General features: G+C 62.0%; 17 protein-coding genes. 4 read left to right on the top strand and 13 right to left on the bottom strand.

Annotation, left to right across the window (positions count from 1 at the left end; all coding sequences use genetic code 11):
• Positions 1–4: 4 nt before the first annotated feature.
• The 7 genes from ABH945_RS21475 to ABH945_RS21445 all read right to left on the bottom strand — a co-directional run bounded on the left by ABH945_RS21475 (position 5) and on the right by ABH945_RS21445 (position 4792).
• Complete coding sequence (locus ABH945_RS21475; RefSeq protein WP_074766618.1) at positions 5–439, bottom strand: cupin domain-containing protein; 435 nt, start codon at positions 437–439, stop codon at positions 5–7.
• Between the two features lie 99 nt (positions 440–538).
• Positions 539–1150, bottom strand: a complete 612-nt coding sequence (locus ABH945_RS21470) for a flavin reductase family protein (RefSeq protein ID WP_429251834.1) — start codon at positions 1148–1150, stop codon at positions 539–541.
• Between the two features lie 150 nt (positions 1151–1300).
• Positions 1301–2215, bottom strand: a complete 915-nt coding sequence (locus tag ABH945_RS21465) for a 3-hydroxyacyl-CoA dehydrogenase family protein (protein ID WP_429251833.1) — start codon at positions 2213–2215, stop codon at positions 1301–1303.
• A gap of 154 nt (positions 2216–2369) precedes the next feature.
• Positions 2370–2663 (bottom strand): hypothetical protein, encoded by a 294-nt coding sequence (locus ABH945_RS21460; RefSeq protein ID WP_074766612.1) that lies wholly within the window; start codon positions 2661–2663, stop codon positions 2370–2372.
• Positions 2664–3122: 459 nt separating this feature from the next.
• On the bottom strand, positions 3123–3281 hold the full coding sequence (locus ABH945_RS21455; protein ID WP_171910253.1) for a hypothetical protein: 159 nt from the start codon (positions 3279–3281) through the stop codon (positions 3123–3125).
• 188 nt (positions 3282–3469) lie between these two features.
• Positions 3470–3691, bottom strand: coding sequence for a hypothetical protein (locus ABH945_RS21450; RefSeq protein WP_253189788.1), 222 nt, complete (start codon positions 3689–3691; stop codon positions 3470–3472).
• A 414-nt stretch (positions 3692–4105) separates the two neighbouring features.
• Positions 4106–4792 carry an MgtC/SapB family protein gene (locus tag ABH945_RS21445; RefSeq protein ID WP_074770994.1) on the bottom strand — a complete coding sequence of 229 codons (687 nt, stop codon included), beginning with the start codon at positions 4790–4792 and terminating at the stop codon, positions 4106–4108.
• A gap of 249 nt (positions 4793–5041) precedes the next feature.
• Between ABH945_RS21445 and ABH945_RS21440 the strand changes: the two genes are divergently transcribed.
• Both ABH945_RS21440 and ABH945_RS21435 read left to right on the top strand, forming a co-directional pair.
• Positions 5042–6148 (top strand): AGE family epimerase/isomerase, encoded by a 1107-nt coding sequence (locus ABH945_RS21440; protein WP_429251832.1) that lies wholly within the window; start codon positions 5042–5044, stop codon positions 6146–6148.
• 51 nt (positions 6149–6199) lie between these two features.
• Positions 6200–6523: an HNH endonuclease gene (locus ABH945_RS21435; protein WP_429251831.1), complete on the top strand. Its 324-nt coding sequence runs from the start codon at positions 6200–6202 to the stop codon at positions 6521–6523.
• 115 nt (positions 6524–6638) lie between these two features.
• On the opposite strand, the gene ABH945_RS21430 is transcribed toward ABH945_RS21435, so the two are convergent.
• Positions 6639–6914: a hypothetical protein gene (locus ABH945_RS21430; RefSeq protein ID WP_074770991.1), complete on the bottom strand. Its 276-nt coding sequence runs from the start codon at positions 6912–6914 to the stop codon at positions 6639–6641.
• Positions 6915–7133: 219 nt separating this feature from the next.
• Between ABH945_RS21430 and ABH945_RS21425 the strand changes: the two genes are divergently transcribed.
• Positions 7134–7337 carry a cold-shock protein gene (locus tag ABH945_RS21425; RefSeq protein ID WP_007178724.1) on the top strand — a complete coding sequence of 68 codons (204 nt, stop codon included), beginning with the start codon at positions 7134–7136 and terminating at the stop codon, positions 7335–7337.
• Between the two features lie 121 nt (positions 7338–7458).
• Here the strand turns inward: ABH945_RS21425 and ABH945_RS21420 are convergent, their stop codons facing one another.
• Positions 7459–9081 carry a methyl-accepting chemotaxis protein gene (locus ABH945_RS21420; protein WP_429251830.1) on the bottom strand — a complete coding sequence of 541 codons (1623 nt, stop codon included), beginning with the start codon at positions 9079–9081 and terminating at the stop codon, positions 7459–7461.
• 267 nt (positions 9082–9348) lie between these two features.
• On the opposite strand from ABH945_RS21420, the gene ABH945_RS21415 reads away from it, so the two are divergent.
• On the top strand, positions 9349–9783 hold the full coding sequence (locus ABH945_RS21415; RefSeq protein WP_074770989.1) for a PaaI family thioesterase: 435 nt from the start codon (positions 9349–9351) through the stop codon (positions 9781–9783).
• Between the two features lie 107 nt (positions 9784–9890).
• Here ABH945_RS21415 and ABH945_RS21410 read toward each other — a convergent pair whose 3' ends face one another.
• From ABH945_RS21410 to ABH945_RS21395, 4 genes are all read right to left on the bottom strand, one after another.
• A complete protein-coding gene (locus ABH945_RS21410) occupies positions 9891–10739 on the bottom strand; it encodes an ureidoglycolate lyase (RefSeq protein WP_074770988.1) in 849 nt (282 codons plus the stop codon).
• Between the two features lie 51 nt (positions 10740–10790).
• Positions 10791–11534: an SDR family oxidoreductase gene (locus ABH945_RS21405; protein WP_074770987.1), complete on the bottom strand. Its 744-nt coding sequence runs from the start codon at positions 11532–11534 to the stop codon at positions 10791–10793.
• An 86-nt stretch (positions 11535–11620) separates the two neighbouring features.
• A complete protein-coding gene (locus ABH945_RS21400; protein ID WP_429251829.1) occupies positions 11621–12451 on the bottom strand; it encodes an amidohydrolase family protein in 831 nt (276 codons plus the stop codon).
• A gap of 10 nt (positions 12452–12461) precedes the next feature.
• Positions 12462–13502, bottom strand: a complete 1041-nt coding sequence (locus ABH945_RS21395) for an aldo/keto reductase (protein WP_429251828.1) — start codon at positions 13500–13502, stop codon at positions 12462–12464.
• Positions 13503–13680 lie beyond the last annotated feature (178 nt).

Raw genomic sequence — 13680 nt, 5'->3', positions numbered from 1 at the left:
GACTTCAAGCCGCCACGCTCTTCCACGGCGTCACGCCCGGCACTTCGCACGGTCCTTCCGCATCGATCGATTTGAAATCGGCAGGCGATACTATTTCGATGTACTCCATATCCGGCGAGTAATCGAACAGGTAGTGGACGATGCCCGGCGCCTGGTGCACGCAATCGCCGGCGGCGACGAGCGTCTCCTTGTCGCCGTACATGAAGCGCGCCCAGCCCTTCAGCATGATCACAATGTGGAAATCGGCCTCATGACGGTGCCAGCCGGTGCCTTGCTCTGGTGCGTGATTCGCCTTGACGAGTTGCGCGAGGACCTTGCCGCCGGTCGCCTCTGCGATGCCCAGATCGCGGTAGAGAAAGAAGTCCCGCAAGCCCTGATCCACGTAGGACGTGTCTTGCGGACGGACATGACTGAATTGCGTAGCGAGTTCGGTGGACATGATCGCGCTCCTGGAGAGTGAGCCGGCAGTTGAAAACGACGCGTTGGAGCGTCGGTTGCAAGCATCAAGCGGGCCAGTGAGCGCGACTGCTGCGGAAGGCTAGGCGGTTGGGCGGAACATCTGGAACATCTCGCCGATTTCCGCGTAGTCGGCGCGATAACCCGCCCGCATGATCGGCTGCGCGGCGTGGGTGTCGAACAGACCGTCTTTCAGATACGCCTCGTTGATATGCACGCCGACCACCTGCCCCAGCGACAGATAGTTGTCCATCGGCGTGCCGTCGAGCGTATGCAGACGCACCACTTGCAGCAATTTGCATTCGAGCGCGGCCGGCGACTCGGCCACGTGCGGAACGGACACATTACGGCCAGGCGCAGGCGTCAGCCCCGCGAGTTCGAATTCGTCGACATGCGGCGCGACCGGCGCGGACGAGCGGTTCATCTGCTCGGCTAGCGGCCTGCTCGCCAGATTCCACACGAATTCACCGGTGGCCTCGATGTTCGACACGCTGTCTTTGCGCCCTTCGCTGCAAAAACCGATGATCGCCGGAAACGTGGCGAACGCGCCGAAGAAGCTGTACGGCGCGAGATTCAACGTGCCGTCGGTCGCGCGTGACGAAATCCAGCCGATCAGACGCGGCGCGACGATGGCCTTGAACGGATCGTGCGGCAGGCCGTGACCGGCGACGGGGTCGTAGAAGTAGTGGGACATGAGCGTGGTTTTGAAAATTCGGTGGATGAGGCGGGACGGCTAGTTATACCGCAGCGCGGCGGCGCATGCCGGCATGCCCTGGTGCGAAGCCGCGTGCGTGGAGCATCGAGGTTTCAACGCATGCGGCATCGCACCGGTTTTAGCGCTGCATCAGCCCCGGCTGATCAGGCTCTTACGCCCCGCCCTGACCTGCGCGAGATGCGCGTCGTCCCATTCGTAGAAGCCCGCGCCGCTGCGCACACCGACACGCCCCGCCTCCACCTGCTTGCGCAGCAGATCGAGCACGTCTTCGTCCTTGGCAAGCTCGGGCATCAGATGCGACGAGATATCGAGGAAAGTATCGAGGCCGCCCATGTCGGCGCCTTCGAACGGGCCGACGATGCTCCACCGGCGTCCGAGCGACGCCTTCATCACCCGATCGACCTCGTCCGCCGTGGCCGCACCGGAGCGGACGATGTTCAACGCCTCACGCAACACCGCAAACTGGATCCGGTTGCCGACGAAGCCCGGAATCGCCTTTTCCAGCACGACCGGCTCCATGCCGATCGCGCTCATCAACGCGGCGGTTTGCTGCGTGACCTCCGGCAAGGTTGCGGTGCCGGGCACGACTTCGACCAGCGGGATCATGTGCGGCGGATTCCAGAAATGCGCGATCACGAAACGCTCTTTCGCGCGCAGCGGCGCGACGAGTTGGTCGGGCGGGAAGCCGCTGGTGTTGCTGGCGAGAATCGCGTCGTCGGCGAGCAGTCCGGTCAGCGTTGCATACAGCCGATGCTTCAGTTCGAGCACCTCGGGAATCGCCTCGATCACGAAGTTCGCGGACGCCATCACATCGATCTGCGTATGCGTCTCGATGCGGGCCAGCGCTGCCGTTTTCGCCGCGAGATCGATCCGCCCGCAGTCGATCAGTTCGTCCAGCACCGCTTCCGCTTTGGGCGCCACGCTCGCCAGACGCGTCGGGTCGACGTCGTGGACGATCGTCCTGTGTCCATGCAACGCGCTTTGCGTCGCGATTCCGACGCCCATCAGCCCCGAGCCCACCACTCCGATTGTCGCCTTGTCCACCACACTCTCCCTTGCTTCCAATATCGAATTGAAAGCTTAAAAGCATAACGCAGCACACCGTTTGCCGCGCCGAACGTGACAAAGCCGGTCTTCCGTGAGGAAGGACCGGCTTTGGGGACTTCACGCCGCCAGATGCGGCGGCGTCATGCACGCATTAATCGTGGTGCGGGTCGCGATGATCGTCGTGATGGTGCGGATCACGGTCGTGCGGATGATTGCGCATCCATTCGTCGTGCGACCAGTAGCGGTGACCATCGTAGTAACGGTCGCCATGCCAGCCGAGGTTGATCGACACGCCCACCGGCGTCATGTGCGGCTGGCCGTATGCGGCCGGGCCGTTGTCGATGTACACCCGCTCCTGGGCGAAGGCGCTGCCTGCTGCGAGCAATGCGCCACCTGCGAGCAGCGTGGCAATAATCGAACGCGACGTCTTGTTAAAGGTTTTCATTGTGACCTCCCATCAAAGTTTGTATCGAAGCCGGCGTCCGTGTTCGTTCGACCTGGGTCTGCGACATCGGGATCGAACCGGACGCCGTACGCTTGAGACCAACTTTAGCGGTGCAAACCTCGCGAATACGTGAGCACTTGTAAGAGGTCATTTCAGAGTAAGGGACGGATGAAAAGCCGCCCAGCCGGACTTTCCCGCTTGCCAACAAAGGCCTGCGCGAAAGATTGCAGGCAAATTACGTCGGCTGAACGTCAGGCTCCGTTACATTCATTTCGCAGGAGAAATAATTGGCAACGCGGCTAAGACACAGCGAGCAAGAGCGCCCGCCCGTTCTGGATTGCCCAAAACAAAAAGCCACGGTACGCGTTTGCGAACAGTGGCCTCAATCAATTCAATGCGCACCCGACGTGCGCGCCCCTACGCGTTGTTTCGCGATTGGGCTGGTACTACGTGGCTTTCTTAGTCGGTCAGCTTGATGCCGAACAGCGTTGCTTGTGCCTTGCGCACGCGCTCCGATTCGCGGCTGCGAGCCTCGAACGAGTAGTCCGAATCCAGCGGCAGATGGGGCGACGCAAAGAGATCGCTGACCTTTTGGAACAGTGCAAAAATGAAGCTCATGGCGACTCCCGGTTGGTGATTGCGTTGCTAGGGTTTTCCCTTAAGAAGAAGTATAGGGTTTTCCCTAGGCAAAAGCTAGTGCAATGCAGCAATTTTTTAGTGTGGTGGGATGTCGCGTGCATTTTTACCGATGTTGCGTTGCACCATGACAACGTCCCTTTTTTAGCCTTCCGGGGCCGGATCTGATCTTATTGCAGGGTGGTCGGTACAACCTTGCGGGCTCGCGATGCCCTCGCGGCCGGCGTACGCTTGCGCGGATTGACGACGGCGGCATCGACCGCGCCGGCTGCGGCGCTGTCCGCGGGCACCAGCGCCGCCGCGTTCATCGACACGATCAGGCCCGGGAGAGTGCGCGCGGCATCGTCGGCGGGCTTGACGGACGCGCCGGTGGCCGAGAATTCGATGTTCAACGCCCAGTGTCCTTCGTGTATGCCTCGATCACGCAAAAGCGCGCACAGCAACTCTTCAACTGAATATTTGTAATCCTTAGCCGACATATGGCTCCCCGCTAACAAAATGCTGGCGTATCCGGTCTGGTCTCGCCGCAGTCGTGAAAGTTTAAAGCGGGGGGATCACGTCGCGACGGGCTCGAGGACAGTGGAAGCCTTACAGTGCCTATCAGGCGCGGCGGGCATGGCGCGATGGCGGCGCCTCTTTGAAGCGGCATCCGACATGCACGGATTGCCGGGATGCTGCGAAATCTGCCATGGAGTAAAAGCGGTCGCCTCCGGAGAGCAGTCGCAGGGCGTCGCCCGTCAACGCGCTGGAATTGGAAACCACGTTGTCGCGCATCCGCCAGAACCATCCGGCGACGCTTCCCACATTCAAGTCGACGCATCGTCCTGCCGGAACTCCTTCACGCCGGTCAGTTGACGCAAGCGCGAACAGATCGCCTGATACTCCGTATTCGACACGCGATGCAGCGTGATCATCACCTCGTCGCACTCGGGCGAGTCGTCGCTTTGCTGCATCACGAACTGCTTGACGCGCGGACTCGCGGCGCCGAGTTCGTCGTGCAGCGTGTGAAAGGTCATTGCGCCGCGCTCGACGATCATCGTCAGTTGACGCCGCTGCTTGACCGTGATGAAACGGCGCTCAAGCGGCTTGATGCCGGCGAGGATGATCAGAATGATGATGGTCGCCGCAATCGACGCCGTGTACAAACCGCCGCCCACCGCCAGCCCGATCGCGGCCACCGACCACAGACTCGCCGCCGTCGTCAGTCCGCGAACGATTTCACCGCGCAGCAGGATCGAGCCCGCGCCGAGAAAGCCGATGCCGGACACGACCTGCGCGGCCATCCGCGACGGATCGAGCACGACGTGCTCCCCGCTCAGCACTTCGGCAAAGCCATAAGCCGACACGATCATGATGAGCGCCGAACCCACGCAGACCAGCATGTGCGTGCGCAAACCTGCCGCCCACGAGAGCCGTTCCCGCTCAAATCCGATCACGCTGCCAAGCGCGGCGGCGAGCACCAGACGTGAGACGAGTTCGAGATTTCCCAGCATTGTTTTTCCTCCTGATTGGAAAGGCTTTGTAGCAGTGTCGACTCCTGCGACGACGTGTCAGCGGGACCCGTTTGCTTTATGCTAAGCCGCACGCCACCGGAGTGCATTCGCGACGCATATTGCGACGAGGGTCGGCCTGTTGACGCTTAAGCGCGCGCGACCGGATAACATCCGTGCTCGCCAGCAGGTTTGCCAGCCAATGCGCCGCGACGCAGGCGCTTCGAATCACCGTGTTTGATCAAACTGACTATGCCGAGCATGAACCCTCCCGCCGCTTCGACGATCGCTCTCGCCAATACACTGCGCGATCACTTTACGGGCGTCGTGCTGCCCATGTGGCGCAAAGCGGGTTTCAACACGGCGCTGAAACTGCCTTACGAGGCGATCGGCGCCGACCATCAGCCGCTGCCTGTCGAGCGCTATCGCGCAATGGCCTGCGCGCGCCAGTTGTTCGTCTTCTCGCAAGCAGGCGATGCCGACCACGCCCAAACGCTGTTCGAATCGCTGACACGTACATTTCAGGACACGCATCACGGCGGATGGTTCTATAGCGTCGACGCGGAAGGCGCCCCGCTCGACACCACCAAAGACCTGTACACGCACGCGTTCGTCGTTTTCGCGTGCGCGGAATACGGCCGCCATTCCGGCAATCGCGACGCGCTGAAACTCGTGCACAGCACATCGGCGCTGATCCAGTCGCACTTCGCCGCGCCCGGCGACCTGTTCAACGCGGCCATGTCCGCGGACTTCGGCAGCGTCACCGGCACGCCCATCCAGAATCCGCTGATGCATCTGACCGAAGCGTGGCTGGCCGCCTGCGAAGTCACGCGCGACAACGTGTTCGGCGCGGCGCTGCGTCGCCTGGCGGACGCCGTCGCGCATCACTTCGTGCATGAACCGACGGGTTGCGTCGCCGAATTGCCGATTGGCGCGAGCCACAACCGGCTGGAGCCGGGGCATCAGTTCGAGTGGTTCTGGCTGGTCAAGCAGGCCGGAGCACAGTTCGAAGGTTCAGGTCTCGCCGAAGCGCTCACGCGTGCGTTCAGCTTTGCGCAGCAATATGGCGTGGATCGGGAAACCGGCGGCGTGTACGCCTCGCTCGATGAAACCGGCAACATCAAGGACGCGACGCAACGAATCTGGGCCCAAACCGAGTATCTGCGCGCGTTGGCGAGTCACGGCGACTCCGCCGTGCTTGCCGCGCTGCCGAGGCAAATCGAGCTGTACCAGCAGCGCTTTTTGCGGCCCGAAGGCTGGTTCGAGTGCAAAACGCCGGCTGGCGAAGTCGCGCGGGCCGACATGCCGTCCACCACGCCGTATCACCTGGCTACGGCTTACGCGGCGTTGCCGGGCTGAACGAAGTCGATCCGCGAAGCTGCCTTTCTTCTGGGCCTGCGGGCGCTGATCATGGCCAGAAAAGTCGCCGAACCCTGGTATCAAGCGCCGCCGGCAGAGGAAATCTGCCCGTTATGCGGGCGCCCGATTCCACCGAGCCAACGCGATCTGCATCATTGGGTGCCGAAAACGAAGGGCGGTAAGGAAGTCGCTGCCTTACATCGCATTTGCCATCGTCAGTTGCATGCGCTGTTTTCCGAAACCGAACTGGCGCAGCGCTACTCGACGGTCGAAGCGCTACTCACCGATGAAGCGGTCCGTACGTTTGTCCGCTGGGTTCGCACAAAGCCGAATGATTTTTACGAACGCAGCCGCCGCAGCGGGAGAAAAGGCTAAGGCGAGCAGTTTGACAGGCAGAAAACGGGTTGATCGCGTGACCGGCAGGCGCCGGCCACCATCTCACAACGCGTTCACAACCGATGCCGGGAACATAAACCGACAGGCCGGTCGATCAATACTCTTCGCGTTGCCAGGGTCCCCAACCGGTGTCGGAGGATTTAAAACGCATATAAGTTGCGCTTTGTCCGGTGGGTGTGTCCGATATTTCGCCATGCGGCTGACGATCGGTTGTATGAAGGGCAAAAGCCTGACGATCTTCGGTATCGACGGTGATGCGGCCGACCGGGTCAGGAGCACCTTCTTCAGGTGACTTAGACTCCAATATCGCCAGATAGGGGGTCAAACGACTCCAGAACGACGTAAGTTCTTCTTGCTGATAATGTGTCAATGTATTTCCCGAAAGAGTAATACAAGCAGTTTACCCTACCGGCGGGAACACCCTTCCAAATGCTTTCGAAGGCCTCAAAAAGGCACAAACCTGGGAATACCCGAATACGGGTTGATTGGCGTCGAACATTAAGACGTGATACAACTCTCACTTCGCGCTCGATCTCGTGTTGAGAAATAGCGGACGCGAATGCAACACACAACATTTACTGGATCAAAAATGGCAACAGGTACTGTGAAGTGGTTTAACGATGCAAAGGGCTTTGGCTTCATCACGCCGGACGACGGCGGCGAAGACCTGTTCGCGCACTTTTCGGAAGTTCAAGGCAGCGGCTTCAAGTCCCTGCAGGAAAACCAGAAAGTGACGTTCGAAGTCAAGCAAGGCCCGAAGGGCAAGCAAGCTGCAAACATCCAGCCGGCTTAAGTACCTAAGGTACTTCTAGCACGCTAAGGCGCTTGCGTCTGATGCAAAATGGCCCGCTTTGGCGGGCCATTTTCTTTGGTCAATCGCGTTTGGAATGCCTGCTTTTTAAGCGTTCGCGAAACTAGATCGCCCGCATTCCTGACAACGCAAATTCCCCATTTGCTCCGCGCACGTCGTCGAGCTGTTGCGTACGCAACACAGTTTCTGAAATTTCGAAGACGGATACAGCTTGTTTCAATTGCTGCGTTTGCTGATGCAGTGAAGCTGCCGCTGCTGCCGCCTCTTCCACAAGCGCCGCGTTCTGCTGCGTCATCTCATCCATCTGCACGACTGCCTGGTTGACCTGCTCGATGCCCGTGCTCTGTTCGAGCGACGAGGCGCTGATCTCGGCCATCATCTGCGTGACGCGCGAAATCGACTCGGACACGTTGTTCATCGCCGCGCCCGCATGCTCGACCAGCGTCGAGCCGCCCTGAATCTCGGCAACCGACTCGCTGATCAGCGTCTTGATCTCCTTCGCCGAATGCGCGCTGCGCTGTGCGAGCCCACGCACCTCCCCCGCCACCACCGCGAAGCCACGGCCCTGCTCACCCGCGCGCGCCGCCTCCACGGCCGCATTCAGCGCCAGGATGTTGGTCTGGAACGCGATTCCGTCGATCACCGAAATGATCTCGGCGATCTTGTCCGAGCTTCGCGCAATGCCGCGCATCTTGTCGACCACCTCGTTGACCACCTCGCTGCCGCGCGACGTCGCGTCCAGAGCGGTCCCGGCGAGCGCGTTGGCCTCACGGGCATGCTCGGCGTTCTGGCGGACCGTAGCGGTCAGCTCCTCCATGCTCGATGCGGTTTCTTCCAGCGAGGCGGCCTGGTTTTCCGTACGAGCCGACAGATCGGCGTTGCCGGTCGCGATTTCGTCGGCGCCGAGGTGGATCGAGTCGGCGGCTTCGCGCACGGTCTGCACGGTGCGCGCGACGCTCGCCTGCATTTTGGCGAGGCCCGAAAACAGGCGGCCGATTTCGTTGGTGCCGCGTGCGGCGATCGGCTGATCGAGACGACCTTGCGCGATGCGGTCGAAGTGACGGCCCGCTTCTTCCAGCGGCGCCACCACGCCGCGCCGAAGCGCTGCATAGACCGCGACCGTGCCGACCACCAGCACCAGCAGGATCGCGATGCTGACCACTCGGAACGTCGCCATGCGCGCGTCGATCGAATCGAGCGATGCGTGGCTTGCGGCGTCGCCGAATTGCACGAAGTTGCGCGACTCGCTCAGGTACGCGTCCTGGAACGACTGGGTGGGCTGATCCAGAAACGCCTGGATGTTGTTCGCGTCGAGATACTGGACGAGTTCGCCGAGCGCGTCGTGCAGCGGCTTGTAGCGCGCGGCGAGCGCGGTCGCGCGGGCGCTGTTTTCGTCGCTGGTCTTCGGCACGTTCATGAACGCGTTGAACGACTGGTCGGCGGCCGCCAGTTGCTCGCGCGCATGCTGGACGATGTCGGCCGGTTCCCCGCCGCCGCGCACCATGCGCGTGCCGGCGCGCGAGAGGTTGATCCGCGCGTCCATCAGACGCTGGGTCGTGTCGTTGACCGCGTCCACCTGTTTCAACGCGATGCTCGACAGGTCGCCCACGTCGTCATGCGTACGCGTGAGCGACCAGAAACCCAGCCCCACCGTGACGAGCTGAAATACGCAGAAAGCGACCAGAACACACAACAGCCCGGAGGCAACTTTGATCTTGCTGAACATCGTAAAACCTTGAAAGCATGAGAGACGGAGAGCTATATCAGGGTTTACGGCAAGCGAACATCCAACTTGAGGCCAATTTCATTAAAAATCTGCTTACATACCCTTTTCGTCGCGCAATTCGTCGATTGACAACGTTTGGCGCAACAATGTAATCCTCTCTGCGCCGATTCACCTTGACGCCGCGCGTCCGGGCTTCCTAGAGTGGGTAAGGGTTGCATTTCGCAACCGCACAATTGCTCGCAGCGGGCCCTGCCCGAAGGAATCACGATGACCGACCTCCTCGACCGGGCGCGCGGCGCACTGCATGCCCAGCCGTTCAGCATGCTGTTGGGCGCAGAGCTGATGCATACGGGCACCAGCGAACTCACGCTGAGCCTGCCGATCCGCGACGAATTGCGGCAGCAGCACGGCTTCGTGCATGGCGGTGTCATCAGCTATCTTGCGGACAATGCGCTGACGTTCGCCGGCGCGCTGTCGCTCGGGCCGAAAGTCGTGACGGGCGAGTACAAGATCAACTACTTGCGGCCGGTCGTGAACGGGACGCTGATCGCGCGCGCGAAGGTGGTCTACGCGGGTCAGCATCAGGCGACCTGTCAATGCAACGTCTATGTGATGGACGGCAATCGCGAGAAACTCGTCGCGGTCGCGCAGGGCACGGTGAACCGGATCAGCGACACCGGCGAGCACGAACCGGCAGGTTGATGCGGACGCCGATGCAAAAAGGCCGTTCGTTGCGTTTTGCGCAAGGAACGGCCTTTTGCTTTGCTACGTCAGGCGGCCAGAACCGGGCCACCTGAATCACGCGCGCGTTACTCCGCCGCGTAAGTCTTCTGCGTTTGTTCGCCGAGACCTTCGATGCCGAGGCGGATCGTCTGACCCGGCTTCAGGAACACCGGATTCGGCTTCACGCCCATGCCGACGCCCGGCGGCGTGCCGGTCGAGATCACGTCGCCCGGTTGCAGGCTCATGCACTGCGACACGTACGACACCAGCTTGGCGACGCCGAACACCATCGTCTTCGTGCTGCCGTTCTGATAACGGTGACCGTCCACTTCGAGCCACAGGCTCAGGTTCTGCGGATCGGCGACTTCATCGCGCGTGACGACCCACGGGCCGATCGGGCCGAACGTGTCAAAGCCCTTGCCCTTGTCCCACGTGCCGCCGCGCTCGATCTGCCATTCGCGTTCCGACACGTCGTTGATCACGCAGTAGCCGGCGACGTAGTCGAGCGCGTTCGCTTCGTCCACGTACTTGGCCGGCTTGCCGATCACCACGCCGAGTTCGACTTCCCAGTCGGTCTTCTTCGAGCCGCGCGGAATTTCAACATCGTCGTTCGGGCCGACGATGGCGCTCGTCCACTTGTTGAAGATGACCGGCTCGCTCGGCACCGGCAGGTTCGATTCCGCCGCGTGATCCGCGTAATTCAGGCCGATACAGATGAACTTGCCGATCCTGCCGACGCACGGGCCCAGGCGCGGATTGCCTTCGACCACCGGCAGCGAAGCCGGGTCGAGCGCGCGCAGTTTGGCGAGACTTTCGTCGCTCAGAACGGCGCCGTCGATATCGCCGACTACTTTCGACAGATCACGAATCTTGCCTTGCGCGTCCAGCAGGCCCGGCTTTTCCTGGCCTTTCGGCCCATAACGAAGCAGTTTCATCGTTGCACTTCCCTTTACGTTCAGTAGTGTTCGGTTCAGTCAGTGTGTGCGTCAGTTCGACCAGCCGCCGTCGATCACATGCGCCTGGCCTGTGGTAAACGCCGATTCGTCGGACGCCAGATACAGCGCCAGTGCGGCGATTTCTTCCGGCTTGCCGATGCGGCCCATCGGCTGGCGCGCGACGAACGCCGCCTGCACGGCATCCACCGACGCGCCCTGCGCCTGCGCCTGCGCGGCGATCCGCTGTTCGAGCGACGGCGAGGACACCGTGCCCGGGCAGATCGCGTTACAGCGTACACCACGCGTGACGAAATCTGCAGCCACAGCCTTTGTCAGACCGATCACCGCGGCCTTCGACGCGCCGTAAGCAAAGCGGTTCGGCACGCCCTTCACGCTCGACGCCGCCGACGACATGTTGATGATCGAGCCGCTGCCCTTCTCCAGCATGCCCGGCAGGAACGCGCGGATCGTGTGGAACATGGCCTTCGCGTTCAGATCGAACGCGAAATCCCAGTCTTCTTCGGTGCATTCGAGAATCGAGCCCGCGTGCACGAAGCCCGCGCAATTGAACAGCACGTCGATCGGGCCGACTTTAGCGGCCAGCGCCTTGATCGCAGCGTTGTCGAGCACGTCGAGCTGGTGCGCGTCGACCGGCTTGCCCGCGAGTCCGTCGATGCGGATATCCGTCGCAATCACGCGCGCGCCTTCGCGGGCGAAGAGTTCGGCGGTGGCGAGGCCGATGCCTTGCCCCGCTGCGGTAATCAGGGCCGTCTTGCCGGCCAGTCTTTGTGTCATCTACGGCTCCAGTTGAATGGACTGCTGTTGCGTTGATGCCTCGTTAAACAATTCGCTTCGGACTTCGCTATGAGCTTGATCCAGATTCAGATTCGATAAAACGCGGCGGCATTGCCGCCGAAAACGGCTTCGCGCTCGTCGTCGCTCAGCGACGCGAGCAAGGTGGTCGCCACGGAATGCCAGAGCAGGTAGTCGCCGTTCAGATCGAGCACGGGCCAGTCGCTGCCCCACATCAAACGCGCGGGGCCGAACGATTTCAGCAGATGCCCGACGTACGGGCGCAGCGTGTCTTCGGTCCAGCCGGGAGAGGCTTCGGTGGCGAGGCCGGATAGCTTGCAATGTACTTGCGGAAACTGCGCCAGCCGCGCGACGGCATCGGCCCAGACCTGGTAGCCCGCGTCGCCGTCACGGATGGACGGCTTCGCGCCGTGATCGACGACGATGCGCAGTGCCGGAAACCGCGCAGCGAAGGTTTCGATGTGCTCGACGTGGCGCGCGAAGATCAGCGCGTCGAACGCGAGGTCGTGCGCGATCAGCGCTTCGATGGCAGGCGCAAGATCGGGATTCGCGATCCACGTATCGTCGGGCAGGTCTTGCAGCATGGGGCGCACGCCCTTGAACTTCGGTTCGCGCGCGAGCGACTCGATCAGATCCGGCGCCGTGTCCAGCAACAGCGGCACCCAGCCGACCACACCCGCGATCGACGGCTCGTTGCGCGCGAGATCCAGCAGATAGTGCGTCTCGGCGAGCGTCGGCGCGGCCTGCACCACCACCGTTCTTTCGATACCCGCCCGTTCGCGCAATGGCTTGAGATCGTCGGGGCCGAACTTGCGGTACAGCGTTTTCAACTCCGGCGTGAGCCATCCGTAATCGCCGCGAGCGGGGTCCCAGTAGTGCTGGTGAGCGTCGATGGGCATGGTTGTCAGTTCACTTATTCGGTACGGGCGCGCGCGGGTCGATCAAGCCGTCTTCGCGCAGCGCAGCCCACAATTCTGCGGGGATCGGCAGGTCGAACGATGCCACGTTCTCGCGCAATTCGTCACTGCTGCGCGCGCCGGTCAGCACGGTGGCGACCGCCGGATGCGCATACGGAAACTGCAACGCGGCGGCGGCCAGCGGCACGCCATGCGTGCGACACACGGCCTCCAGTTTCGCGACGCGCTCGATCACGTCGGGCGGCGCATCGCCGTAGTTGAACTTCAGATCGCCTGCGACGCCGCGCGCCAGAATGCCCGAGTTGAACGCGCCGCCCAACAGGATGCTGACGCCGCGTGCTTCACAGGCGGGCAGCAGGTCGTCGAGCGTGGTCTGCTCGAGCAGCGTGTAGCGGCCGGCGAGCAACGCGCAATCGATATCGAACTCCGCCATCGCGTCGAGAATGACCGCGCCTTCGTTGACACCCAGCCCAACTGCCTTGACCGCGCCCGACGAGCGCAGCGAGTCGAGCGCGCGGAAGCCGCCGCCTTCGGTCAGTTGCCGCCAGTAATGCGGATGGTTGTCGCCGTGCGTGACACGGCCGATATCGTGGACCAGCAGAATGTCGATATCGACGATACCGAGCCGCTGCTGGCTGTCTTCGAACGAACGCAGAATACCGTCGTGCGTGTAGTCGTAGATGGCTTCGAAGGGCAGCGGATTTTGCCAGCCTTCGCGGTCGTCGAACGGTGAAGTGCGCGGTACGAAACGGCGGCCGACCTTGGTGGACAGCACGTAATCCTCGCGCGGATAGTGACGCAATGCGTGCCCGAGCCGGTGTTCGGCCTTAGTGTTGCCGTAGTGCGGCGCGGTGTCGAAATAGCGCACGCCGGCGTCCCACGCTGCGGCGATGGTCGCGTGCGCTTCCTCGTCGGAGAGATCGCGGTACAGGCCGCCTAAGGGCGCCGTGCCGAGGCTCAATCCGCTCACCTGCAACTCGCCGCGTCCGACCCGGCGCTGTTGCGTGACTTTTGAAACGGTGCTTGCCGTCATTGAATGCGTCTCCCATGCAAGCCCCAACTCCGGCCCCATGCACTTGTGCGTTTGTATTTTTACCACGCGTGAGCGAGATGTGCCCGCCACATGGACAGATTGTCCTGTCGAAGCGAACACGCGAAAGGACCGCGAATCAAGCTTGCGAATCCTTCGACGCGGTGCCCCGCCAATCCAG

The organism is Paraburkholderia sp. GAS333, from assembly GCF_050435665.1.
Classification (GTDB): Bacteria; Pseudomonadota; Gammaproteobacteria; order Burkholderiales; family Burkholderiaceae; genus Paraburkholderia; species Paraburkholderia fungorum_A.
Note: the sequence above shows the minus strand (reverse complement) of the source record. Positions and strands in the feature narration are given on the sequence as shown.